This is a genomic window from Candidatus Nitrospira allomarina (genome assembly GCF_032050975.1).
GTDB lineage: Bacteria > Nitrospirota > Nitrospiria > Nitrospirales > UBA8639 > Nitrospira_E > Nitrospira_E allomarina.
The window spans coordinates 3,891,990-3,916,057 of record NZ_CP116967.1 but is presented as its reverse complement, the minus strand read 5'-3'; the positions used below and the strand labels follow the sequence as shown (position 1 = coordinate 3,916,057).

20 protein-coding genes and 1 pseudogene are annotated in these 24,068 nt (G+C 49.2%); 11 read left to right on the top strand and 10 right to left on the bottom strand.

Annotated features, from left to right (window positions below; genetic code table 11):
* Window positions 1-159 precede the first annotated feature (159 nt).
* Together PP769_RS17285 and PP769_RS17280 are read right to left on the bottom strand one after the other, a co-directional pair.
* Window positions 160-975 carry a DUF547 domain-containing protein gene (locus PP769_RS17285; protein WP_312642500.1) on the bottom strand — a complete coding sequence of 272 codons (816 nt, stop codon included), beginning with the start codon at window positions 973-975 and terminating at the stop codon, window positions 160-162.
* A 21-nt stretch (window positions 976-996) separates the two neighbouring features.
* Window positions 997-1,989, bottom strand: coding sequence for a molybdopterin-dependent oxidoreductase (locus tag PP769_RS17280; protein WP_312642498.1), 993 nt, complete (start codon window positions 1,987-1,989; stop codon window positions 997-999).
* A 137-nt stretch (window positions 1,990-2,126) separates the two neighbouring features.
* Here PP769_RS17280 and PP769_RS17275 point away from each other — a divergent pair.
* A pseudogene (locus PP769_RS17275) lies at window positions 2,127-2,351 on the top strand (CorA family divalent cation transporter); the annotation flags it as partial.
* Window positions 2,352-2,368: 17 nt separating this feature from the next.
* Here PP769_RS17275 and PP769_RS17270 read toward each other — a convergent pair.
* On the bottom strand, window positions 2,369-2,698 hold the full coding sequence (locus tag PP769_RS17270) for a DMT family transporter (RefSeq protein ID WP_312642494.1): 330 nt from the start codon (window positions 2,696-2,698) through the stop codon (window positions 2,369-2,371).
* A 259-nt stretch (window positions 2,699-2,957) separates the two neighbouring features.
* On the opposite strand from PP769_RS17270, the gene PP769_RS17265 reads away from it, so the two are divergent.
* The 5 genes from PP769_RS17265 to PP769_RS17245 all read left to right on the top strand — a co-directional run bounded on the left by PP769_RS17265 (window position 2,958) and on the right by PP769_RS17245 (window position 7,667).
* Entirely contained in the window at window positions 2,958-4,619 is a 1,662-nt protein-coding gene (locus PP769_RS17265; protein ID WP_312642492.1) for a tetratricopeptide repeat protein, read from the top strand.
* A 467-nt stretch (window positions 4,620-5,086) separates the two neighbouring features.
* Window positions 5,087-5,728 (top strand): helix-turn-helix transcriptional regulator, encoded by a 642-nt coding sequence (locus PP769_RS17260; RefSeq protein ID WP_312642490.1) that lies wholly within the window; start codon window positions 5,087-5,089, stop codon window positions 5,726-5,728.
* Window positions 5,729-5,863: 135 nt separating this feature from the next.
* The gene (locus PP769_RS17255) at window positions 5,864-6,646 is read left to right on the top strand and encodes an RNA polymerase sigma factor (RefSeq protein ID WP_312642488.1); all 783 of its coding nucleotides are present in this window, start codon (window positions 5,864-5,866) and stop codon (window positions 6,644-6,646) included.
* Window positions 6,647-6,663: 17 nt separating this feature from the next.
* Window positions 6,664-6,963 (top strand): anti-sigma factor family protein, encoded by a 300-nt coding sequence (locus PP769_RS17250; protein WP_312642486.1) that lies wholly within the window; start codon window positions 6,664-6,666, stop codon window positions 6,961-6,963.
* Between the two features lie 128 nt (window positions 6,964-7,091).
* Entirely contained in the window at window positions 7,092-7,667 is a 576-nt protein-coding gene (locus PP769_RS17245; protein ID WP_312642484.1) for a thioredoxin family protein, read from the top strand.
* Between the two features lie 116 nt (window positions 7,668-7,783).
* Here PP769_RS17245 and PP769_RS17240 read toward each other — a convergent pair whose 3' ends face one another.
* The 7 genes from PP769_RS17240 to PP769_RS17210 form a co-directional block, all read right to left on the bottom strand.
* A complete protein-coding gene (locus PP769_RS17240) occupies window positions 7,784-8,557 on the bottom strand; it encodes a DUF3047 domain-containing protein (RefSeq protein ID WP_312642481.1) in 774 nt (257 codons plus the stop codon).
* 116 nt (window positions 8,558-8,673) lie between these two features.
* Window positions 8,674-10,224 carry a mercuric reductase gene (locus PP769_RS17235; protein WP_312642479.1) on the bottom strand — a complete coding sequence of 517 codons (1,551 nt, stop codon included), beginning with the start codon at window positions 10,222-10,224 and terminating at the stop codon, window positions 8,674-8,676.
* A gap of 34 nt (window positions 10,225-10,258) precedes the next feature.
* Window positions 10,259-11,023 carry a TVP38/TMEM64 family protein gene (locus PP769_RS17230; RefSeq protein ID WP_312642477.1) on the bottom strand — a complete coding sequence of 255 codons (765 nt, stop codon included), beginning with the start codon at window positions 11,021-11,023 and terminating at the stop codon, window positions 10,259-10,261.
* A 191-nt stretch (window positions 11,024-11,214) separates the two neighbouring features.
* Window positions 11,215-12,600 carry a dihydrolipoyl dehydrogenase family protein gene (locus PP769_RS17225; RefSeq protein WP_312642475.1) on the bottom strand — a complete coding sequence of 462 codons (1,386 nt, stop codon included), beginning with the start codon at window positions 12,598-12,600 and terminating at the stop codon, window positions 11,215-11,217.
* 220 nt (window positions 12,601-12,820) lie between these two features.
* Window positions 12,821-14,770, bottom strand: coding sequence for an ATP-binding response regulator (locus PP769_RS17220; RefSeq protein WP_312642473.1), 1,950 nt, complete (start codon window positions 14,768-14,770; stop codon window positions 12,821-12,823).
* A 238-nt stretch (window positions 14,771-15,008) separates the two neighbouring features.
* Window positions 15,009-15,173, bottom strand: coding sequence for a hypothetical protein (locus tag PP769_RS17215; RefSeq protein ID WP_312642471.1), 165 nt, complete (start codon window positions 15,171-15,173; stop codon window positions 15,009-15,011).
* A gap of 312 nt (window positions 15,174-15,485) precedes the next feature.
* Window positions 15,486-17,168, bottom strand: a complete 1,683-nt coding sequence (locus PP769_RS17210; protein WP_312642469.1) for a two-component system response regulator — start codon at window positions 17,166-17,168, stop codon at window positions 15,486-15,488.
* A gap of 616 nt (window positions 17,169-17,784) precedes the next feature.
* Between PP769_RS17210 and rpoD the strand changes: the two genes are divergently transcribed.
* The 5 genes from rpoD to arfB all read left to right on the top strand — a co-directional run bounded on the left by rpoD (window position 17,785) and on the right by arfB (window position 24,050).
* On the top strand, window positions 17,785-19,608 hold the full coding sequence (gene rpoD / locus PP769_RS17205; RefSeq protein ID WP_312642467.1) for an RNA polymerase sigma factor RpoD: 1,824 nt from the start codon (window positions 17,785-17,787) through the stop codon (window positions 19,606-19,608).
* Between the two features lie 139 nt (window positions 19,609-19,747).
* On the top strand, window positions 19,748-20,422 hold the full coding sequence (locus PP769_RS17200; protein WP_312642465.1) for a response regulator transcription factor: 675 nt from the start codon (window positions 19,748-19,750) through the stop codon (window positions 20,420-20,422).
* Window positions 20,419-21,873 (top strand): sensor histidine kinase, encoded by a 1,455-nt coding sequence (locus tag PP769_RS17195; RefSeq protein WP_312642462.1) that lies wholly within the window; start codon window positions 20,419-20,421, stop codon window positions 21,871-21,873. The genes PP769_RS17200 and PP769_RS17195 overlap by 4 nt, the downstream gene beginning before the upstream one ends.
* A gap of 243 nt (window positions 21,874-22,116) precedes the next feature.
* Window positions 22,117-23,361: a sigma-70 family RNA polymerase sigma factor gene (locus tag PP769_RS17190; RefSeq protein WP_312642460.1), complete on the top strand. Its 1,245-nt coding sequence runs from the start codon at window positions 22,117-22,119 to the stop codon at window positions 23,359-23,361.
* A gap of 257 nt (window positions 23,362-23,618) precedes the next feature.
* Window positions 23,619-24,050 carry an alternative ribosome rescue aminoacyl-tRNA hydrolase ArfB gene (gene arfB / locus PP769_RS17185; protein WP_312642458.1) on the top strand — a complete coding sequence of 144 codons (432 nt, stop codon included), beginning with the start codon at window positions 23,619-23,621 and terminating at the stop codon, window positions 24,048-24,050.
* Window positions 24,051-24,068: the final 18 nt, after the last annotated feature.

The following is a 24,068-nucleotide window of genomic DNA, read 5'->3' as shown; positions in this document are numbered from 1 at the left end:
GCGGGCATGAGGGCCCTGCTTAGCGCGATCTCCTACCATCAGGAAACGCGTCTTCACTTAGGCAGTCTCCGAGGAGTATTGGATGTTACAAGCCCGCAAACAAAATTTCATGGAAATAGAAGGCCAAGGATGGAACGGGATGGGAATGGACCCAGATTTTTAAGAAGGGGAGAGAGGAGGGATTCCATTGAGGCTCCAGTCATAGTCAAAAAATTCAATGGTATACGAGTTCTGGCGGATATCGTTCGCGAGATACGGATCTGTTACGAATTGTGCAACATAGCCCAGCAGTGACCCTGAATGATTGATGAAATCCTCCGAAAACCAATCGAAGATTTTGGATAGATAGGCGATGCGGCGTTGTCGGTCGAACCGGTTGCGTGTGGGATCGTTAATAAACTGTCGGGCACTTGCCGTGAGTTGTTGGTCAAGGGACTCGGGAGCGTAGGCTGCCGATTGAAGTTTCGGACAGGATTGTGAGGCGCAGACTATAGCAAAATGTATACGGGGTTCCTTGAAGTCTGGAATCAAGAGGTGCTGTTCCAGGTCATACAAATTCAATAATTCCCCGCCCACCTGGTATGTCCGGCCGAGAAAAAACGTGTACCGTCCCGTCAGTGAGGTTGGAGTATACCCATCAATGATGCCTTTGATAGCAAAAGCATTATAGGCATTAATCCAAAAGGCCAGACGATGGTTGGGAGTCGGAAGTTGTTGGGGGGCGATATGTTGAAGAAGGTGAAGGTAACCAGTGAAGTGTGAATCGTGCGCGAATTGGGGATAGTCCACTACGCCGTTTTTCACATGAGCCATGAGTGCTTGATGAAAGTATTCATGGCTAAAAGCTTCCGGAGGAATGGGATGAGAAGGAGTAAACGTATGGGGAATAGTCGAGCACCCCATGGAAAGGACGAAGGAAATGATAAGAATGAAGGGCGCTTGCCCCGGGCTTGAAAATCGGGTGATCCATTCCATAACGTTGGCAGGGTCCTGTTCTTAGATAATTGAAACGATGACTTCTTGCAAGCCCGAGGCTCCGTCGGGAAATGGCGGATGTTCTTGCGCCGCTTGTTGTTCCCCTGTTCCATCAGTCGCTCGAGCGAAAATATGGAAATCACCCGGTTTTTGGGGTTCCCATGGATACTTCCACATGACCCATGAGTAGGGAGAAAGTGACGGGGCCAGGGTCGCGGCCGACCAGGATTCTCCTCCGTCGGTGCTGATGTCCACCCGACGAATCCCCCGGGATCCCGCAAAAGCAAAGCCCTGCATGATGAATGGTTTTTGGGCGGGCAGGGTATCTCCGGTTTGTGGATCCGTAATCCAGGACTTGGTTTTGACGATGGCCTCATCCGTCCAGTCTTTGCGTTGGTAATAGCCTTTGTAATCCGAGGATACCACCTCGATTCCCGTGAGCCACTGGACATGCTTCATGCCGTAATGCCCAGGTACGATCATTCTGGCTGGAAATCCATGTCCCAAAGGCAGGGACACCCCGTTCATGCGATAGGCAACCATGATGTCATCCATCATGGCCCGTTCGATGGTGAGACTGTCGGAGTATCCATCGGCGGCATGAAAGACCACGTCCTGGGTGTGTGATGTGACCCTGGCCTTGTCTAAGAGTGCCTTGAGCCGGACTCCCTGCCATTCAGCCGTGCCGATCGCTTCTCCCGCGACCCCATTACCGACACATTCCAATGTGACGATTTCTGTGATCGCCGGTTGGGCGAGCAGGTCCCGGTAGGTAAGGGTAAACGGGGATATGACCGTTCCTCGAATGGTCAGTGCCCATCGATCAGCAGGCACAAAGGGAGGAGTACGGTAAGAGGTGATATAAAATTCATCGTTTGAGGTGATAGGACTCGTGGTTCGTTTGGTGGAACCGAACAGTTGGCTCCACATGCCGGCCCTGGCCGGTTGGTTGGCCAAGAAAAAAGGAGCCACAACCAAGGTCCCGCTTAATTGCAGGAATCGTCGGCGGGACATCAATGGCTGGTCGAAGTTTCGCATATTGGAGATATGGTCAATTTTTAACTGAGGACGTTACAGCGAAGTCGTGCCGGAGAAAAGAGCAGGAAAATGATGGTTGTGTGTCATTTGTGTTTGAAGGCTGGAAGGAATAGATGAATATCTATCTCACGAGTTTAAGTAATAAGCTAACCATGAATGTGCTGACCATGATTGCGACGATTTTTATTCCATTGACGTTTATCGTAGGGATCTATGGGATGAACTTTGAAGTGATGTCGGAATTGGAATGGCCCTGGGGCTATCCGCTTGTGATGAGCCTCATGCTCGTTCTCGCGATCGGCATGCTGTGGGCTTTTCGAAAGAAGCATTGGATTTGAGGGGTAGGACGGGCGTCCTATACCCGAACGGTTTGGGAAAAGACATGAATGACAATCACCCCCGCGATGATCAACCCCATTCCAATGACTGCCGGCGTATCTGGAATTTCCCGAAAGGCGACTGCACCGACGAGCGCCAGGAGAACGATGCCAACACCTGACCAAATGGCATAAGCGATGCCGACCGTCATGCTTCTCAACACGAGGCTTAACAAAAAAAATGCCGCGAAATATCCAATGACGACTAACAGGCTTGGGCCTAATTTGGTGAAACCCTCGGCTGCCTTGAGTGAACTGGTTGCAATCACTTCTGCCACAATAGCCAAAAACAAATACAAATAGGTCATCCTCACAATCCTTTCAATGTCGGCAAGAGGCTCTTTCTCATCAACCGACCTAGCCGGCGAAATATTTACTGGCCGGGTAGCCTAACGAAAATACTGTTGAAACACTATATGGGACAATCCGTAGAGCGTAGTCAATCAGAAATGCGGAGGAAAAGTTCGAATCACCAGAAAAAACATGTTGCCCATAAAATGTCAATTGCGATAAGAAGATCTATAATACGCATCCCTGATGCTAGGTCTATCGATGAGGAGGAGTCATATGGAAATTCCTATGTATTCAAAGGTGTTCTCAATCCTGTGTATTGTTGCTCTGTCTGGAATGGGCATGCCCTTTCCGAATCAAGGCTTGGCAGAGTCCGTTCTCCTTCAGGAGGGATTAGGGAGCCATCATTTTCCGATCTCCTCCAATGGAGCGATGGTGCAGAGGTATTTCGATCAAGGTCTCATTCTGTCCTTTGGCTTTAATCATGCCGAAGCCGCCAGGTCTTTCCGGGAATCTCAAAAGCGCGATCCCGACTGCGCCATGTGTTATTGGGGTGAGGCGTTGGTACTCGGTCCGAATATCAATGCGCCGATGGATCCTTCTGTCGTTCCCCAGGCCTTCGCAGCCATGGAGAAGGCGGTCGCGCTGAGGGATCAGACCACGGAAAAAGAGGCCGCGCTCATCCAGGCGCTGGCGAAGCGCTACTCCAAAGAGGTGGTGGCCGATCGTTCCCCACTTGATGTGGCCTATGCCGAGGCGATGCGGACTGTCGCAGAGCAGTTTCCCGATGACCCGACCATTGGCGCGTTATTAGCTGAAGCGCTGATGGACCTGCATCCTTGGGATTTTTGGAGTAGGGGAGGAGAGCCTAAACCCTGGACACCGGAAATAGTCTCGACGCTGGAGTCCGTGTTAGACCAATCCGCCAGCCATCCGTTGGCCAATCATCTCTATATTCATATCATGGAAGCCTCATCCCATCCCGAGAAGGCTCTTCCCAGTGCTGAACGATTGCCAGCCCTTGTTCCTGGCTCAGGACACCTTGTCCATATGCCCGCTCATATCTATATTCGAGTCGGGCGGTATCGAGATGCGGTATTGGCCAATCAACATGCTGTTAAAGTTGATGCGCACTATTTGAACCATGCTCACGAGGAAAGTCTGTATACGGCGGCCTATGTTCCTCACAATTCACATTTCCTCTGGGCTGCGGCGATTAAGCTTGGGCAACAGCAGCTGGCGATGCAGGCGGCTCTTGAGACCGCGGCGTCCGTCAAGCCTGAGATGATGCGCGCTCCCGGCATCGGCGGCTCCATTCAACATTTTTGGACTATTCCCCTCTATACCAAAATTGCATTCGGGCAGTGGTCGAACATTCTCGCTGAGCCCGCGCCTCCAGGGGATTTACGGTATCCCACGGCTATTTGGCATTACGCCCGTGGATTAGCATGGGTGCGTGAGGGGAAACTGGAGGCTGCCCAACAGGAATCCACGAAACTTTCAGAGATTGCCCGTGACCCCGCTGTAGCCAAGCTGACAATTCTCGATCTGAATAATATCGCCGATATCCTGGCCATTGCGGAGGCTGTTCTGAAAGGAGAAATCGCGGCAGGGCATGAGAATTATGAGGAGGCGGTGCGGCAGTTGCAGCGCGCAGTCGAATTTGAAGACGGATTGAATTATACGGAACCGAAGGATTGGTACATTTCCTCGCGCCAGGTGTTGGGTGCGGTGCTCCTGGAGGCCGGAAAAGCTGGCGAAGCTGAGCGCATATTTCGAGAAGATCTCCGGGATCATCCTCAAAACGGGTGGGCGCTTTTCGGATTGGAACAGAGTTTACGTGCTCAGGGAAAAACCGATGAGGCGGAAACCGTCCTTCAGTCGTTTCGGCAGGTATGGAGCGATGCGGATGTGATCTTGACCTCTGCCCGGTTTTAAACCCTTCAGCAGGGGGTCGCGGTTAGCGTCGTTTGGGCAGTGGCGCCTTCTCCGAGTTTCAGTTATGTATTGTTGTTAGTATGTGCACTCTCCCCTGATTTGGGTTCTGCAGAGGAGGGTCGGTGACCTGTACGGGCTGTGTGGGCCGGCGGGTGGTTTTTCCGAACCGGAATCCGGCTTGAAGAAAGATTGTTCGTTGTAAGACTTGTGTTTTCCTTCTTGCCTCATGGGGCAAAGGCAAGAAAGGCTTCAGTCTTCATGGCTCCTCCGCGTTGTGCCGCATCTTGGAAGTTTTCTTTATCATCCTCCTCTGTTTATTTAAGTTTCTTCTGCCACACTCCGAAAACAGTTCAATAAGATCATTCGTAGCGGTAGCGGGGCATCAAGCACCGTGAGTTGTTGCTCCCTTGCAGGCTGTTGGTAGGGGATTTTTACATCGCTACATAACCTGGTCCACGGAGTACACTTTGAGTCGACGATCTATCGGCATTCCTTGTACGACTGTTCCAAAATCTACCCAGGGAAATGGTCTGTCCCGGCTCCAGGAAATTGCCGACCGACGATCAATTCCCGGGGTGTTGCTCTTTTCGGGATCCGGAGACGTGCTGTTTATGAATGCCGAAGCAGAAACGTTAAGCCGCCAAATCATGGGAGACGCGTATGATGCCGAGGCGCGAGGTGTGTGGCCTGCCGATGTCTTGGAGTTATGTGAATCCCTTCGGACACTCTTAAACAACCCCGAGAGCCAGTTGGTCGAGGGCCAGCATGAGTTGAGACGGGTGACAGGCGATGTGAAAACGCCCGTATTACTGAGGGGTTTCCCATTAGCGGCCCATACAGAAAAAGATGAAGCCTGTATGCTCATCATCATGGAGAAAATCGGACGTGAACGGCGGGTGGTGTCTAACCAGGCCAAGGAGCAGTATCGTCTGACCAGTCGGGAAGTAGAAATTGTGAAATATATCAGTGAGGGATGGACCAATAAGGAAATTGCCCGACATCTGGAGATTAGTGAACATACGGTAAAAGAACATGTTCGCCATCTTCTCAAGAAAACGAAAACCACGACCCGAACGGGCATTCTTGCCCAAATTTTCCAGGATACCTAACGCATCCAGGCGTCCGACCGGCTGCCCCTTCTCTCTTTTTCCCTTCGATCTTGCCATCATGCAATAATCCGTTTGACTGTCAATCTGCAGTGCCTGCCTATTTTTTCTATTGGTTCCTCGTGTCTGCTTAGAAGAATGGATCTTCCAGACGAGATTTCTTTTGAGGAAGCCCTTGATTGTGACTTTCAGGCCAAGGATAATCCTCTTGTCCCTGTTGGCAGCACTTCAAATGTTCAGAGGTTGCTCATTTCTCCCTCTCCTCACACTGTGCTCGATAAGCTCAAACTTGATGAACCAGGGTTGGTGCGGGCTCTTCAAGCTGGTGATGAGCAGGTGTTCGCGGCCGTGATGGATTGGTATTCCGGTTCGTTATTGCGGTTAGCCATGTCCTATGTCCCAAGCCGGGCTGTAGCCGAAGAAGTTGTGCAGGAAACCTGGATGGGGGTATTTGAAGGGATTCACCGGTTTGAGAGCCGGTCATCTTTTAAAACCTGGCTTTTCCGGATTTTGACGAATCGGGCCAAAACACGAGGAATACGAGAAAGTCGCTATGAGCCGTCCGGGTTGAGCACTTCTTCTCCGGATGCCGATGACGGGCCTTCCTTGGAAGATTCTCTTTTCGTGGCAGAAGGTTCCAGAATGGGTCATTGGAAAGATCCACCTCATAACTGGGAACCGGATACACCGGAACGGGTATTACTGTCAAAGGAATGCCGGGCAGCTATTGAAACCGCGATTGAAAACTTGCCGGCTACGCAGCGGCAGGTGATGACCTTGCGCGATATCGAGGGTGTCAGCTCTGAAGAAGTCTGTAACATCCTTGAGATCAGTGAGACCAATCAACGGGTGCTGTTACACCGGGCGCGCACCAGGGTGCGCCGGGAGCTTAATCCCTATGTTCAGGGAAAGAACATCTAAGGACAATGGATACAAATTTGAAACACAAACTTATGCGGTACATGGTGGGAAATTTTTCCTGCCAGGAAATCGCCCAACTCGTTACCGATTACCTGGATGGGTCGCTGACTCTTATGGAGCGGATTCGATTTCAAATGCATTTGGGTCTGTGCTTTGCCTGCCGTAATTATTTACGTCAAATGAAATACACCATTGCGACTCTACGTCAATTGCCTCCTGAGCCCGTCCCTCAACATGTGAAAGAGGAGCTTCTTGAGCGGTTTCGAGCCTGGAAGCAGCGTTCCCCTCAGTCTTCCGTCAACTCTGAAACCGATTAATGCATCGCAGTGAAGACCCGTGGCCCCCTTCTCTCTATCCATCCGATGTGGTAAACAGGACTTCAATTTTTCTGACCGTACTCGTTCACACGAACCCATCCGTCTTGATTAACCTAAAGGAGTGAACCATGGCCTTGAAAGATTCGACGATGCTTCCGTTGGGGACGCCCTTGCCTCACTTTGAACTACCGGATGTTCGGACAGGGCATATGGTGTCTCATGAAAGTTTCGTCGGGAAGCAGGCCATCCTGGTGATGTGTATTTGTCGACATTGCCCTTATGTCGTTCATGTGCAGGAGGAATTGGCCAAACTCGGTCGAGATTATCAAAAGAAAAATGTTGGCATTGTGGCGATCAGTAGTAATGATGTGAAACGTTATGCTCAGGATTCTCCCACAAGACTGAAGGAAATGGCGGAGGAATTGGATTTTCATTTTCCCTATTGTTATGACGAATCTCAGGAGGTGGCGAAGGCTTTGACAGCGGCCTGTACACCGGATTTTTTTGTGTTTAATGAAGAACGCAAACTGGTGTATCGGGGACAATTGGATGACAGCCGGCCGGGAAACGGGAAGCCCGTGACCGGGCGGGATTTACGAATGGCCCTGGACGCCGTTCTGGATAAAAAACCTGTTGCCGTGGTGCAAAAGCCTAGTGCAGGCTGTAGTATTAAATGGAAGGTTGGAAATGAACCGGATTATTGATACTCAATATGTGAGGAGGGATTGTTGATGCCTGAGCAGTAGAGTGCAACGATTTCCTTAAGTGGGTCGATTCAGAAATTTTTTCTCTCCTAATGTCTTCTCCCCCTCTTTTTCTCTCATTCCTTTCCGGATTTTTTAAACACAATATCCCCGTAATAGGCGACGGCCGACTCTTTGGTGTTATCCGTGTCGGTCATGATGGCAACTCCTGAGATGTTTGGGGGATCTTCTCCGAATGCTTTCTTGTAATCTTCATAAATATTGCGCTCCTCGGTTATCCATTGGTTCAATTTGGCACTTCCGCTTTGGGTGACGAACATGTAGACCCGGTCCGTATAAGGATTGGGAACAATCGTGCCGATGGGGCTTTTGCTTTCCCAAATATAATTGATGGCTCCAATGGGGGGATATTGGCCATAAATCAATTTGATGGTTTCAAATTTCGCCTTTTCAAAAAACCCGACCTGACTGCTGTCATACTGGAAGGTAATGTAGAGCCGTGCCGGATAATCATCTCCTGATTTTTGAGCGACATCCCCTTTCTGTAGGATATTTTCGACTTTCCATCGCCACGCAATGACCGGATATTCCTTTGGGTCGATCGAGATTTCCCGTGTCAGGCCGGAGGATGATTGACGACTGATGGCCTTGACCACCACCTGCTGTTCGTCTTTGACCAGGTCGTATTGAGTATGTTCTGGAATTTTTTCAAAAATCAGCGGTTTCCATCCTTGAGGAAATGGTTCGCCCGGTGTGGCAATGGAGAAGTTGCCGACGACGACTTGATCGGGACTTGCGGCGATGACCGCATTTGAATGGGTCAGGCTTAAGAGTCCGAAGACGACTGTGAGGACAGAGAAGAATGCGGGTCGAGGTGTGATAGGTGTCATGTCTGATTTCCAATACAGCCTGAGTGTGTTTAAATCATTTTTGGGCCGACTCCGTTCGCCCTGAGCAGTTCAAAGGCCACAACATACTAGGGTGAGGTGCTTGATGGGACATGACCTTACCGGGTCCATGCAAAGAGTTTGCGGAGAAACTGTTTTTTTCCTTCCGTCAGGGTGGTTTTTCGCCAGGCGTTCGCCGACTTTTTGACAACTTCCGCTTGGGTCGGGTAGGGGTGAATGGTGCCGGCGATGGTGTTGAGTCCCAGGCCTCCCTTCATGGCCAGAGTGTATTCACTAATCATATCGCCCGCATGGGCCGCTACGATGGTGGCTCCGACTATTGTATCGGTCCCTTTTTTTACATGGACTCTGGCAAAGCCTTGGTCTTCTCCATCGAGAATAGCCCGATCGACTTCGTTGAGGTGAAATGTGAAGGTGTCGATCGGAATGTTTTTGTCTTTCGCATCCTTTTCATACAGACCGACATGGGCAATTTCCGGCTGGGTATAGGTGGCCCAGGGAATCACCAGGTGTTCCGTGCTGCCATAGCCGAGGCCGAACGGATGAGGAAACAAGGCGTTCTGAATGACAATTTGCGCTTGCGCATCGGCCGTATGCGTGAACTTAAACGGAGAGCAGATATCTCCTGCCGCAAATATTTTGGAATTGCTGGTTTGAAGCCGGTGGTTGACCTTCACGCCGGTTTTGTCGTATTCGACCCCGACCCTCTCCAGCTCCAACCCTTCGATGTTCGGACTGCGGCCGACTCCAACCAGAATGTCATCAACTGGAATGTCATAATGTGTGCCATGCGAGTCCACCACGAGGTGTTTGGCGCCGTTCGCTGAGTGAATGTTCAAGTCTTTTCCGCAACAGAGCAGTTGCACGCCGTCCCGCAACATCGATTGCTCCACGATGTCGGCAGCGTCGCGATCTTCATTGGGAAGAATGCCGTGCATGGCTTCCACTAGAAACACCTGGCTGCCGAATCGGGCAAAAGATTGGGCCAGCTCGCAGCCAATCGGGCCGGCACCGATCACTCCCAGTCTCTCAGGAAGTTCCGTCAGGGAAAAGATGGTTTCGTTGGTGAGATACGATGTATTGGCCAAACCTGGAATTGGTGGTGCGGTGGCGCGGGCACCCGTGCAGATGACCGCTTTGGAAAATTGCAATGTGGTTCCATCCACATCAATGGTGCCCGAGCTGGTGAACCTGCCGTTCCCGATAAAGACATCCACTCCGAGTTTGGTATAGCGATGCGCTGAGTCGACATGACTGATCCGGGCACGCAGTTTACGCATGCGGGCCATGGCTGCACCAAAATCCTGTTTGATCTCACCGGAAATATGCACACCGAATTGTTCGGCCTCTCTGACGGCGTGCCAGGCTTTGGCCGCCCGTATGACGCCTTTGGAGGGCACACATCCTACGTTTAAGCAGTCGCCCCCCATCAGGTGCCGTTCAATCAACGCCACCTTGGCTCCGAGGGCTGACGCAATTGCAGCGGTGACTAATCCCGCTGTGCCAGCTCCGATGATGACGAGGTTATATCGTCCGGACGGGGTAGGATTGCGCCATTGGGGCGGATGCACATTGTTGACCAACTCCTGGTTATAGTGGTCCTGGGGAAGGACTAAACCGCTATGGGCTGGTGATTGTGGGGTGTTCATCTGAGGCCTCTAGTTTGGTAAGGGGTTCAGTCATTTACGATTTAGGGTTGATGATTCCACTGTGAGTCTTCTTCCATTTCTGATAGGCCACCGGCATGAGGGCTAACAAGCCCAGGAGCGTAAAGGCGAGTAAGACCGGTGGGCTGGCAATTTCGCTCAAGGAATTGATTGTGCCCAATTGGCGGCCCGCAAAGGCAAAAACAAAGCTGCCGGGAATAATGCCAATGGACGTCGCCAGGACATAAGTGCCGAGGTTGACACGGGTGAGGCCGGACACCAGGTTCACGAGGAAAAAAGGAAAGGCTGGAATGAGTCGAAGCGTCATGAGGTAATTAAACGCATTGTTGGCAAATCCTTCTTGGATGGTCCCGAGCCGGTCGCCAAATTTGCGCTCCACCCAATCGTGGAGCAAATAGCGGGCGGCCAAAAAGGCGAGCGTGGCTCCGGCGGTGGCTCCGATATTGACGAATAGCGTTCCCATCAGACTTCCAAATAGGAATCCTCCCGTCAACGTGAGGATGGCTCCGCCGGGAAGTGAGAAGGCTGTCTGGAGGATATAGATGAGAATAAATACCGCGGCTGCGATTTCATAATGTGAGGCGGTATAAGCTAGTAGGGTGTCTCGATTGGCCTTTAAGGCATCCAGAGAGAGATAGTGGCCCAGATCAAAATAGAAAAACGCACCGATGCCTGCCAGCAGAATACTCCCTATGAGAACCTTTCCCATCAATGGATTGGACGAGTCGGTTGGGGTGGCGGACGGATGGGACATGTGAGGCTCCATTATGCGGGTTTTCATGGCAATTCTCCAATAGTGGACCTTACGCCAGATTATCCAGCGGCGTCTTCGGCGATATTGAGCTGTAGTCGCGCTTCAGGGGCATTTGTTACGAGAAAGATTCGAATAGTGAAGAAAGCGATTCCTTTCTCTTTGTAACCACTGTTCGAGTCATCCCGACATAGGGCTTCTTTTAAGTGTGCATGGTCATCCTAGACGGAGGGTAATTTTCCGACGAGTTCCTCAGCAGGATAGGTGAGAATTTCAGCTAGGGTTGGATGGTAATGGGGAATGCGGAGAAGATCGTGGACTGTCCCATGAAAGTGCATGATGGCAATCAATTCATGAATAAGTTCTGAAGCCTCCGGTCCAACGATGTGTCCACCGAGAATCTCACCAGACTCAGGATGACAGAGCACTTTCACGTGTCCATACGTTTCGCCCAGACAGAGAGACTTTCCATGGTCGTTAAAGGGGTAAGAAGCGACAAGATAGGGGAGTTGACGGTCCAGGCATTCCCGCTCGGACAGTCCCACGCTGGCCAACTGGGGATCAGTAAAGACGACCTGGGTTTTGAGGCGGGAATCAAAATGTTTAGGAGGGAGATTGGGATGAACGGCATTCCATCCGGCGATTTCGCCCTCTTCGATGGCAATATGGACGATTTCATACCCGCCGTTGACATCTCCCACGGCAAAAATCTGTGGTTGAGATGTTCTCATGTCCTTGTTGACGAAAATGGCATTCGTTTGATGGGCGACTTGCGCTGCCTCCAAATTAAGGCCGTCGATATTTGGGCGGCGGCCGAGGGCCTGGAGGATTGTCGTAGCGCTGACTTGCTGTGGTTGGCCTTGATGCAGAAAGTGGACGGTCTTCGTTCCGCCGGAAGTGCTGATATGTTGGAGGCGTGTATTGGTGTAGACGGTCATTCCTTCAGCCCGAAGGTGTGCTTCAACTGGCCGAACCAGATCTTCGTCCGAGTCCGAGAGAATGTGGCCGCTTCGTTGAATCAGCGTGACGTTAACGCCAATGCGAGAAAAAAATTGAGCGAGTTCCAACGCGACCGGCCCTCCTCCCAGGACGATCATGGATTCAGGCATGGTATCAAGCTCTAATACCTCATCGCTGGTGAGGTATCCGGCTTCTTCTAATCCTGGAATGGGGATGTGTGAGATCACAGACCCCGTCGCGATGATATAGGCCTTTGCGGATAGCCGCTGGTGACCGGCCTGAATGATCGTTGGCGAAACAAAATGGGCATGTTCCTGGTAAAGGGTAAATCGCGGATGCTTGAGGGCTTGAATGCGATCTTCAGCAAATTCCTTGATTAACCGATTTTTTCGATCAATAATGGCTGCGAGGCTCACTTGAAGGTTCGTTGAGTGAAGCCCGAATTCCGGTGCACGGCGGATGAGTGCCGCGAGATCGGAGGAGCGGAGAATGGCTTTGGTGGGCATGCATCCTCTTAAGATGCAGAGGCCACCCAACGGACCCTGATCGACAATGCCGACATCGGCTCCTTGAGCTTGAGCGGTGCGAGCGGCCGCATAGCCTGCCGAGCCCCCTCCAATAATGATGAGGTCATGAGAATAGGTCATGTGAAAGCCTTGTTCTGATAGATGAATTGAGCAAATTTACATGGTCGAATTTCGGGTAGAAGTATGTAGCATGAACGGTCTCAAGGAGAAAAGGCAGTTGCCGGACGGTCTGTGTGCCGTGTCCTTCGGGATCGACTGGCATTATTTGTGGCTGTGTAGTGACTGTCTTTTTCCGCAGCCATGCGAGCTGGAAGATGGTGGAGCATGGAGGGGGGCCTTCCTACAGACCAGGTTTATTGGAGGACGTCGTTTGTCTCTGCCTGATCTCTTCGACTTTGGCGATGAGTGTTTCCACTTGATAGGGTTTTTGAATGAACGCTGCCATGTCCGGGTTGAGAAATCTTTTCATCGCTTCTTCCTCGGAATATCCACTGGACAAAATAACCGGAATGGTCGCATTAAGCCTTTGGATGTGTTCGAGGAATTGTCGCCCGTCCATGTTCGGCATCGTGAGGTCTAAGAGCACGACCATAATTTCGTGTTGATGTTGCTCGAAGACCTGAATGCCGATTTGTCCATCAGAGGCGACTAATGTTTGCAATCCCATTTCTTCAAAGATCATCGAACAGGCCACCCGAACGTCTTCTTCGTCATCAACCACCAACACCATGGATTGTTTGGGAAGTGAGGCCTCCTGAGTGGGAATTGAGAAGACCGGTCCTTTCTTTGTTGAAGGATGGGGCGTGGTGGCGGGAAACAGTAACGTAAATTCTGTACCGACATCTGGTTGACTTCGGACGGCAATGGTGGCGGCATGGGCCTGAGCGAGTCCAAGAAGGGCTGCGAGTCCAAGCCCGCGTCCAGGAAGTTTGGTCGAAAAAAACGGGTCAAATATTTTCGGGATTGTCTCCGAGGCCATTCCGCATCCAGTGTCCTGAATGGTCAGGGCAACGCTGCGGTTATCCGGGAGCTCTCCAATCACATACCAACTCTGAAAATTTTCTATTGTAGGTTCCCATTCAAATGTACGGATGGTAACGACGCCATCTCCTTCTCCATAGGCTTCTGATGCGTTTATCACAATATTCATGATGATTTGGCGCAATTGAGCTTGATCGGCTCGAATGGGCGGAAGAAAGGGGGCGAGATCGTATTCGAACGTTAGTCGTTTTGAAAGGGTTGCCCGGAGGAAAGGGGTCATGTCTTCGAGGAGTTTTGGAAGATTGATGACTTGAAAATTTAAGCGGGTTTGTCCGGCAAATGCCAACATTTGATTGGCCAATTCCCCACCCCGAAGACCGGCTTTTTCAATGAAGTCCAAGTGTTCCCGAGCTGGAGCGTCAGAAGGAAGAGCGCGAAGAGCCAGGCCGGAGCGGGCTACAATAGTCATCAGGAGATTATTGAAATCATGAGCGATTCCTCCGGCGAGCACTCCCAGACTTTCCAGTTTTTGTGAATACTGGCGTTCGATCTCATGACGGCGTCGTTCGTCTTCGGCCCTTCGCTGCTCTGTCACATCCCTCAGTGAGGCCAAATAGGCGGGTTCTTCATCCCACTCAATAGGGACAACTCGCATTTCTACAGGAGTCGGTTGACCGGATTCGCCCATGATGCCAATTTCCGTCGTCTGGTTTGCGGAGATCGGAAAACCAAAGGGGGATCCGTTGAGTTGTTCGGATGTCCTTTGGAAGAGATGCTCTGCTGCAGGATTGGAATACCGGATCAGTCCGTCATGTCCGACAACAAGGATTCCATCGCTGGATGATTGCAGAATGATGCTGGCCTGACGTTCAAGAGAGCGTATGCGAGGGATGGTGATGACCTGCTCGATCGCTTGTTCCATATGATGCCAGAGGAATTTTTCCGTTAGGGTGTTTTTGTTGAAATACTTTTGTGCGCCGGATCGAATGGCCTGATCTGCCATTTCGTCACTACCGTATCCGGTGAGAAAAATGATGGGAGTTTTCGACTGTGAGTGCGTTCCCCGTATTTTCGCCAGGAATTCTAATCCGGTCATATCCGGCAATTGGTCATTCAAAAGCAGACAGTGAGGCGGGGAGATCCTGCAGGCTTTCCATGCCTGGGTTCCTGTTTCCATTTCCTGAATGTCGAGGCGAAATGAGGTTTTGCGTCGGATCCATCGAGTATAGGTGGATCGGTCAATGGGGCTATCATCGACGATAAAAATCCGGAGAGTGGTGAGTTGAGGTTTTTCAACACGGCTTGGCATGGTTGACGGCAATCCCATGAATGTAAGTGAAGCAACTGAGATTGGGAGGGAATGCAAAGATGCATTCGTCAATCAATTGCAAGGCCCTCTATTACCGCGGGTTATTCAGTGGGGGTTCTTTGCCCAGTTTCGAGTGAATGCCTAACGTAAACCGGTATTGTTATAACTTTACCATGCCTTCAAATGGGTTATCGTTTTTAAAAGTTTTCACAATATAACTGTTGGCCACTGCCTAATTCTAGGCTTCGAAACCGGATTCGTTCGGTGAGAAGGGCCGCATGGTGACGATAATCATCCCCAGGAAAGCCATTCCGTCAGGGTGTTTGACGATTTTTTTCACAATGGTGAGTCCGGGACCATTCCCGGCTCCGAATTTTATATGGCCGTGCAATCGCTCAAACATTCGAAATAAGTTTTGCTGATTCGTCTGAATAATACTGATGGAATGATCCCAATAAGGATTGCCCCGGTCACGAAAAAATTGAGCGCTCCGTACGGGCGCCGAGCTGTGCCATGAGTATTAGAGGGCCTAGACCCCTCTCCTTATGTCGGCCTTCAATCAGGGCTGATAGGAAAATCTGCAAGAAGCAGTGGAATTCAGAATCAATTTGAAAGACAACAACCGATTGGGAAATTCAGAGTGAAGAGTGAGAATATCAGAGAAAGGATGACCGAAGTTTTAAGGATAAAGAGAGAAGGTGTGAGCCGACTGTCCTTATGACATGTGCACCATGTGCTGGGTGCTTTCATTAGCGGGGAGTGGCGGCGCAATCCAATACCCTTGCATCGCATCGCATCCATATTCTTCCAGGAAATCGACTTGTTCTTGTGATTCCACTCCTTCGGCAATGACTTGTAGCCCCAGGGCTTTGGCTAGAGAAATGACGGCCATGACAATAGCGGCATCGTTAGGACTGTGTGGAAGATTTTGAATGAGGCTTTGGTCAAGTTTGATGCCGTCTATGGGAAATGACTTCAGGTATCGAAGCGAAGCATAACCTGCTCCAAAATCATCAATGTACAAGTGGATGCCCATTGCCTTGAGTTCACGAAGCGTCTGGATGGTTCCTTCTGTCTCATGAATTAGAAACGTCTCTGTCAATTCCAGTTTGAGATTTTCCGGGTCTAGATGTGAATGCTTGAGGATATCTTGCATGAGTGCAGGGAGATTTCCCTGATGAATTTGTCTGGCTGAGAGGTTTACAGCGACATGAGGAGCCGGAAATCCCTGCTTTTCCCAGTATTTAGCTTGTTTGCTGGCTGTACGTAAAACCCACTCACCTATGGGAATGATCATGCCATTTTCCTCCGCTTGAGGAATGAACTGATTCGGCCCAATGAGGCCTTGGTAGGGGTGATGCCAACGCAATAAAGCTTCCATGCCAATGACTTGCTTGGTGCGAAGATTCATTTGTGGTTGATAGTGGAGGAGAAATTCCTCTTTGGCCAAAGCTCGACTGAGTTCCATCTCAAGCGTGGAGCCATCGAGGCCAGCTGTTTTCATGCCGGCGGTGTAAAATTGATGGGTATTTCCTCCCTGGGCTTTAGCTCGATACATTGCGGCATCGGCATGAGATAAAAGTTCCTGGGGATTGGCGCTATCCCAAGGGTAGATGGTGATTCCGAGACTTCCAGTCACATGCAGTTGGTGCTGTTTGATGATGACGGGTTGAGCCAGTAGGTGAAGAATACGTTGTGCAACAGAGGCCACGTCCTCAATCGACACAATTTGTTCCAAAAGGACGGCAAATTCATCTCCGCCCAATCGGACACCGGTGTCAATTTCTCTGATACATTTTTTGATGCGTGCGGCCACGGTTTTGAGTAAGGAATCCCCACAATCATGGCCGAGTGTGTCGTTGATGTCTTTGAAATGATCCAGATCTAAAAACATCAGAGCGATTGCCGTATCGTTCCGATGACAGCGAGCCACCGCACAATTTAATCGTTCATAAAAAAGACCTCGATTTGCGAGTCCTGTCAGATGGTCGTAATGAGCCAACTGGGTAATGCGTTGGGTGGCTCTCTGGCGTTCCATGGCATAGCGAACGGCCCGGCAAAGAGTCGAACTGCTGGTCTGGCCTTTGATTAAATAGTCCTGGACTCCACTTTTCACGGCTTGAATAGCCTGGTCTTCTTCCTCCACCCCGCTTAAAATCAGAACTGGGGCATCAGGGCAAAACTGCAGAAATTGAGGAATGGATTCAAATGATTTGCCGTCCGGGAGATGGGAGTCCAGAATAATGGCTTGAAACTGATTTTGTTGAATAAGATTGAGAGCGTCGCTGAGAGAACGACTATGCTTCAACGTAAATTGGTTTTGGAGGCCTTCTTTCAGCATATTTTTAATAACCAACGCTTCTTTTGGGTTATCTTCAACCAACAAAAGTGAAATCATGATTGCGGCGTTCTCCCCATTTCAGCTCGTTCCTGTGTTCAGAGACTTTTTAGATTCGGGAAAAGGGTTCTAAGTTATCTTGTCGGAGATAACAGTATTTTCTTGATAGTTTCTGCAAATTTTGTCCATTTTAGTAAGCTAATACCATCTATCGATTGCCTGAGCCTAAGAATCCAACAACTTAATAAAAACAGACATTTATTCATGATTGTAGGGGGAAAATTCGATAGATTTTTCAGATAAGGCAATAAGTACAATATGCTAGGGTTTTATGTTTTTTCACTTAGAAAATTTAACTTTACTTTATAGGGAAAATTTTTATATAGTGTTATCAAATTGCGCCTTGTATTTTTACCTTCTATTTTTTTGAACAATAGGTCTTTTTCCTGGTTTCGCCTCAAAGAGGATATGACGTACTTAAGTCTATAGGCTGAGTGCGATTCCTCTCTAAATCTTTATAAACGCTAGCACACCATTCTGCACTCTAATGTGGTCCATTAAGAAAAAGGACGAGAGAACAGCGATAGGTTTATCCTATTGATAGGATTACCCATTGGTTCAGGCTAAAAGTGGTATGATTTAGGTTAAGCTATTTAATTTTGAAGGAGCTATGTTAATGGGGAAGACAGCGTCATTGCCGGAGGTGATTCAACGATTAATTGAGATTGGCAAGCCCAAAGGGCATGTCACCATAAAAGACCTAACGCACATTCTCCCTGCCGATCAGATTACCTCTGATCAATTACATACGATTTTAAGTGAGTTGCATGAAGTCAATCTTCAAGTGATCGATCCTTCAAAACGGACGGCCTCGCAGTTGGCAGCTTTAAAAAAGAACGCGGGTCAAGAAGATTCAGATGATTCCGATGAGGAAGCGGATTCTTCCCTTGATATTGATTTGACCCCAGGTGAACCTACTCGTATCGATGATCCGGTCAGGTTATATTTGAAAGAAATGGGGCGAGTGCCATTGCTCACCCGTGAAGGCGAAATTGAACTTGCGAAACACATCGAAGAAGGCAAGCGTGAGTTGGCGTGTGCCGTCTACGGCATGCCGCTAAATATCCATTACCTGGAATCACTTCACGATCAATTAAAACTTGAGGAGATCCGTGTTCGAGATATTGTGCTCCTCCAAGAGACCCTGGAGGATGAGGAAGTTGAAGAAGAGGCCATGGCTAGTGAACAGGAAGATGAGGAACTCCGATTCCGAACGCTAGAGAGTCTGGCAACGGTTCGAAAGCTTGGGCGTGGATTGCTTTCCCTTTACACCCAAAATCGGGATGGGCAAACAACGAAAAATAGCAAGGCACAACTTGAGAAGCGCCGGATTGTTTTGGCCGATCAATTTGTGGATCAAATTGAAGCTCTTAATCTGCATCAGCGGGTTAAAGATCAGATGTTAAGACGTGTTAAAGACATTGGTCAGGAAATTCGATCAGTTGAAATGATGACTGCACGTCATACTAAAAGGCTTGGGCTTGCGGGGCAGGACGGTATTCAGGTGATTGGGAAAAAACCACGTGCTACCACAAAGGGAAGTTCCCTGAGGCGCAAGCAACAATTAACCCCGGAAGAAATTGAAAAATTAAAACAAGAAGTTGAAGCGGGGAAGGCTACCCTCTTGCGCCTTCAGAATGAGGTGCTGGGTATGCCGATGGAAGAATTTACGGCTGCTCTGACTATTCTTGAGACAGCTGAGGAAAAAGTGAAGCGGGGGAAGGCGCAATTGATCGAGGCTAATTTGCGCTTGGTGGTCAGTATTGCCCGAAAATATACGAATCGCGGATTGCAGTTTATCGATTTGATCCAAGAAGGCAATATCGGATTAATGCGGGCTGTCGATAAGTTTGAGTATCAGCGTGGATATAAATTTAGCACCTATGCAACGTGGTGGATCCGCCAGGGTGTAACACGTGCTATTGCTGATCAGGCCCGTACCATCCGTATTCCGGTACATATGATTGAGGCCAATACTAAACTAGCACGGACGGCAAGACAGTTAGTGCAACAATTAGGACGTGAACCTACTCCAGAGGAAATTGCCGAACGGATGGGCTTAACTCCTGAAAAGGTCCGCATGATGTTGGATATTTCCAAGGGAACCATTTCTCTTGAAACGCCGATCGGGGAAAAAGAGGATAGCCAGTTAGGGGATTTGATTGAAGATAAAAATGCAGTCTCTCCCATGGATGCGGCAAACCGGTATGATCTGCAACGTCAGATTGCGAATGCCTTGGGTGTGCTGACCCCTCGCGAAGAGACTGTGATCCGAAAGCGGTTTGGGATTGGTGATAGTACCGATCATACATTGGAAGAAATTGGCCAGGATTTTGACGTGACTCGTGAGCGGATTCGCCAGATTGAGGCCAAAGCTCTAAAGAAGCTTCGTCATCCGAGTTGCAGTCACAAACTTCGGAGTTTAGTAGATCATCTCTAATTTGAGTATATTTTAAATGGTAAGGCCCCGTCATGGATTATGACGGGGCCTTTTTTTTTGCCATATCCTTTATTCTCCATTCACTCATTTTGTGTTCCCCTTCTCGGTCCGGGTATGTAGATGGTATGCTTTTCCTAAGATGCGTATTTTAGTCGTGGAAGATGAACCAAAGGTGGCTTCCTTTATCCGGCGTGCGCTGGAGGAAGAAAGTTATGCGGTCGATGTATGCGCAGATGGACCAGGAGGGTTGGATTGGGCTCAGGCCGTCAATTATGACTTGATTGTTTTGGATTTAATGTTGCCGGGATTGCCTGGATTGGAAGTGCTTAAACGTGCTCGGGCTGCAGGTGTCAAAGCTCCGGTACTTATTTTAACGGCTCGTTCAGAAGTGGACCAACGGGTTAAGGGACTGGATGCGGGGGCTGACGATTATTTAACGAAACCCTTTGCAATCGAAGAATTGCTCGCCAGAGCTCGAGCGCTCCTTCGTCGAGCTGGAGGGGCACCAACCGGAATTCTTCAGGTGGATGATGTGATATTAAATCCTGTTACCCGGGAGGTGACTCGTGCGGGCCAGCGACTTGAGTTCACAACTAAAGAATATGCGCTCTTAGAATATTTAATGCGAAATGCGGGGCGGGTGTTAACGCGGTCCATGATTACGGAACATGTGTGGGATTTGGATTTTGATACGTTTACAAATGTGATTGATGTGTATATTAGCTACTTGCGAAATAAAATCGATAAAGGACGAGAACGAAGTTTAATTCAAACGGTTAGGGGGAGCGGATATATGATGAGGTCGGACGGGTGAAAACCACCTCGATTCGAGTTCGATTAACTTTGTGGTATGGATCTGCATTAGCTTTAATTCTGGTTCTTTTTGCCGTGGCTTTATATTTGGTGATGTCCCGCGCACTTCGGGAACAGGTAGATGCCTCGTTGGATGAGGCTGCCGCTGTGGCGATTCGAACGTTGGGAGAACATCGGTTTGGCCCGTTTTTGATTTTTGAAGATTTATCTCAGGACTTTCCTGAAATTGCGCTTTTGGATAAATTTTTTCAAATTTTTGGGCCGGCGGGGCAAGTGACGATTCAGTCGGCTAATATTCAAAGCCGAGAGATTCCATTGAGTCAGACATCTTTCCGTGCCTCTCTTGATGGAAAATCAACGTTTGAATCCGTCCAATTTGAAAAAGGGGTTCCACTGCGATTGTTGTCGGTTCCTATTCGTCAAGATGATCAATTGGTGAATATTTTACGTGTGGGGACATCTCTTTATCCTACAGAACGAATGTTGCATCGGCTCTTAGCCGGTCTCTATATCGCCTCTCCTTTGGCCTTACTTGTGTCTTTGGTCGGAGGGTGGTTTTTGGCAGGACGGGCGTTGCGCCCGGTTCATGCTATTACGCAAGCCGCCCAACGTATTGCGGCTGGGGATTGGACCCAACGAATTCAAACTCCCCATTCCAACGATGAAATCGGACAATTAGCCTCGACCTTTAATGACATGATTGGACGTTTGGAAGTGTCGTTCCGCCAAATCCGGCAGTTTAGTGCGGATGCGTCCCATGAACTTCGGACACCCTTAACCATTACAAAAGGGGAGACTGAGCTGGCGTTGCGGCGACCGCGGCAAGCAGAAGATTATCGGGCGGTGTTGGAGAGTAATTTGGAGGAGATTGACCGCATGAGCCGGATTGTGGATGAGCTCTTATTCCTGTCGCGAGCCGATCTTGGAGAAATTAAGCTTAAGATGTTCCCAGTCCAGTTGGACGATTTAGTGCGAGAAATCCAACAGCAGGCCTTGGTATTGGGCCAGGAACGGAATATTCACACGGTGCTCGAAGCCATTGAGCCCGTCGTTGTTCAGGGAGACGATCTGCGTTTGCGGGAATTACTTTTAAATTTGGTCGACAATGCCGTGAAATATTCTCAAGAAGGACAAACGGTGGAGATCTCTTTGAGTGTTGCCGGAAACAAGGGAAAACTAGTGGTTCGGGACCACGGTATTGGTCTTGCCCCTGAGGATCATGGCAGAATTTTTGATCGGTTCTACCGTACGGATGAAGCGCGTGCTCATGCGGCAAAAGGGACAGGACTGGGTTTGGCGATTTGTAAGTGGATTGTGGAAGTTCATCATGGGACCATTGAGGTTCAAAGTGTCGTTCATGGTGGTTCCTGTTTTACGGTTTTCCTGCCTTTGGCTCCCTCCCCGGCGAAAGTGAAAGACACAAACACTTCTCGCTCTATTAAAAAGTTTTAATTTTCCCCTAATTTCTCTTTCATCTCTGGGTGGTACATTTCCCTGTACTGAGCAAATCTGAAGGGAGACGACCCTTGACCAGGCATGACAAAAGTAAAATTTCCGTTGCCAGAAATTGAGTTCTTGGTTGCATTGAATGGCAACGTCCGGATCCATTTGCATCCTGGTTGATCTGCCTGCACAAATTCATGTAACGGCCAAGTCTTGTGGGCTCTAACCCTGTAATGTTCGGAGGGGGAATTCATGATCACACTTCAAACGGCTTCACAATTCACGGAAACACCAAAAAACCACACATCGTCTTTGCATAAGGGCCGATCTAAGAAGCGGACTCCAGTAAGGTATCGAAATTCCATAAACCAGATGGATATGGATCAGGAGGAGAGTTCAAAGTCCATTGCTGAACCCGGGTCGGTAAATTTAGAATCTATGTATTTTCGAGGGTTTCGCTCGCGCCCACTTTTGAATGCTCAGGAGGAATTAGCGCTTGCCACCCAATTGTACCAGGGAACGGCCGATCTTCGACTTTTGTTACAGCAAGCTCTAGAGCTTTCCCAAGGGCTGAGTCCACAGCCTGAGGTTAAGTCGCTTCAAGAAGAATTGACGAAATTCAAAGAGCTCAATGGGTATTCAGCTCCTGTGGTGGAAAACATCCTGGAGTGTTTGTCTAACATCGAGTCTCTCTCAGCGATGTATGGCAAAGCAGCCCAAAAGCTCAGTCGGCAGTTTGGAGAAATTCGTCGGTCGATTGATGAAGTCCGGGTAGATATCGAAGAACCCAAAGATGCCTTAGTGCAACGGAATCTTCGTTTGGTCGTAGATGTCGCGAAACGATACCTAGGGCGAGGGATGAATTTCCTAGACCTTGTGCAAGAAGGGAATATTGGACTGATGAAAGCGGCAGAACGCTTTGATTACACCCGTGGGTTTAAATTCAGTACCTATGCCACCTGGTGGATTCGCCAGGGTATTTCGCGAGCGGTTGCCGATCAAAGCCGGACCATTCGTGTGCCGGTTCATACAAATGAGGCATCCACCAAAATCGCCAAAACTGCACAGCGTCTTGCCCAGCAATTTAACCGAGAGCCTACCTTTGAAGAAATTGGACACCATCTGGAGATGACCGGCGATAGGGTGAAAGAAACGATTGAAGCGTTTCAGGAACCAATATCTCTAGATGCTCCATCCGTTGATGGAGAGACAGAATTAGGAGAATTAATTCCTGATCTGGCGTGCCAATCTCCGGACGAAGAAGTGTCCCGTAAATCAAATGCCCAATGGTTGAATCAGATTTTTCAGGTTTTGACTCCTCGCGAGCAACAAGTCATTCGTTTGCGCTTTGGAATTGGAGTGGATGAAGCTTGGACGTTAGAGCAGGTAGGGCGGTCCATGTCCGTGACTCGTGAACGGATTCGTCAAATCGAGGTTGTGGCCTTAAAAAAGCTCAAAGAGTCCCATGTCAAGGCCATGCTGGCTGAAATTCAGTGAGTTAGTTTGGTTGCGAAATTTAAATTATACAGGATACAGTGCCATGCTAACAGATTGACGTAGAGTTTCAAAAAGTGGAAGATTTTGAAAGGCAGGAATCTTAATAAGGTTCCTGCTTTTCTTTTTTCGAGTGAGGCTTCCTCCTTATGGGTTCTCGAGAGTATTTAACGTATTCCATCATTGCGCGGTGTCGTGGGAATATTCCCTGACCGAGACACAAAGAAAGAAAAACAGACTCATTTTTGACCGGAATCAGTATGCCAATTGTGATCAATTCCCATCTTTGCATTCCTGATTCTGATGTGCGATTTTCGGCTGCCCGAAGCGCAGGTCCTGGTGGTCAACATGTCAATAAGGTGAATAGTCGGGTCATTTTGGAGTTTGATGTCAAGCATACTACCGTTCTGAGTTCCTATCAAAAAGGAAGAATTGCCGAAATGGTTGGACAACGGATGAATCAAGACGGGGTTCTGAGGCTGCAGGCTCAACGACATCGCACCCAGTCGGCCAATCGGGCTGATTTATTGGAAAAGTTTGTGAAAATTCTGCAGGACGCCTTGCGTCCTGAAAAACCCCGGGTGGCAACCCGAGTGCCGTACCGAGTGCGTGAGAAGCGTTTGGAAGAGAAAAAACTTCGTACTCGCGTGAAGCGGGTACGACAAAACCCCAAAAATTTTGACGAAACGTAACAATCTGAAACTCTTACG

What these genes read in the sequence shown, in the direction of transcription:
- PP769_RS17210 (WP_312642469.1), bottom strand. Translation starts at nt 17,168, where the DNA reads ATGATTTCACTTTTGTTGGTTGAAGATAACCCAAAAGAAGCGTTGGTT.
- rpoD (WP_312642467.1), top strand. Translation starts at nt 17,785, where the DNA reads ATGGGGAAGACAGCGTCATTGCCGGAGGTGATTCAACGATTAATTGAG.
- PP769_RS17225 (WP_312642475.1), bottom strand. Translation starts at nt 12,600, where the DNA reads ATGACCTATTCTCATGACCTCATCATTATTGGAGGGGGCTCGGCAGGC.
- PP769_RS17190 (WP_312642460.1), top strand. Translation starts at nt 22,117, where the DNA reads ATGATCACACTTCAAACGGCTTCACAATTCACGGAAACACCAAAAAAC.
- PP769_RS17270 (WP_312642494.1), bottom strand. Translation starts at nt 2,698, where the DNA reads ATGACCTATTTGTATTTGTTTTTGGCTATTGTGGCAGAAGTGATTGCA.
- PP769_RS17280 (WP_312642498.1), bottom strand. Translation starts at nt 1,989, where the DNA reads ATGTCCCGCCGACGATTCCTGCAATTAAGCGGGACCTTGGTTGTGGCT.
- PP769_RS17255 (WP_312642488.1), top strand. Translation starts at nt 5,864, where the DNA reads ATGGATCTTCCAGACGAGATTTCTTTTGAGGAAGCCCTTGATTGTGAC.
- arfB (WP_312642458.1), top strand. Translation starts at nt 23,619, where the DNA reads ATGCCAATTGTGATCAATTCCCATCTTTGCATTCCTGATTCTGATGTG.
- PP769_RS17220 (WP_312642473.1), bottom strand. Translation starts at nt 14,770, where the DNA reads ATGCCAAGCCGTGTTGAAAAACCTCAACTCACCACTCTCCGGATTTTT.
- PP769_RS17200 (WP_312642465.1), top strand. Translation starts at nt 19,748, where the DNA reads ATGCGTATTTTAGTCGTGGAAGATGAACCAAAGGTGGCTTCCTTTATC.
- PP769_RS17240 (WP_312642481.1), bottom strand. Translation starts at nt 8,557, where the DNA reads ATGACACCTATCACACCTCGACCCGCATTCTTCTCTGTCCTCACAGTC.
- PP769_RS17235 (WP_312642479.1), bottom strand. Translation starts at nt 10,224, where the DNA reads ATGAACACCCCACAATCACCAGCCCATAGCGGTTTAGTCCTTCCCCAG.
- PP769_RS17265 (WP_312642492.1), top strand. Translation starts at nt 2,958, where the DNA reads ATGGAAATTCCTATGTATTCAAAGGTGTTCTCAATCCTGTGTATTGTT.
- PP769_RS17230 (WP_312642477.1), bottom strand. Translation starts at nt 11,023, where the DNA reads ATGAAAACCCGCATAATGGAGCCTCACATGTCCCATCCGTCCGCCACC.
- PP769_RS17285 (WP_312642500.1), bottom strand. Translation starts at nt 975, where the DNA reads ATGGAATGGATCACCCGATTTTCAAGCCCGGGGCAAGCGCCCTTCATT.
- PP769_RS17245 (WP_312642484.1), top strand. Translation starts at nt 7,092, where the DNA reads ATGGCCTTGAAAGATTCGACGATGCTTCCGTTGGGGACGCCCTTGCCT.
- PP769_RS17215 (WP_312642471.1), bottom strand. Translation starts at nt 15,173, where the DNA reads ATGTTTGAGCGATTGCACGGCCATATAAAATTCGGAGCCGGGAATGGT.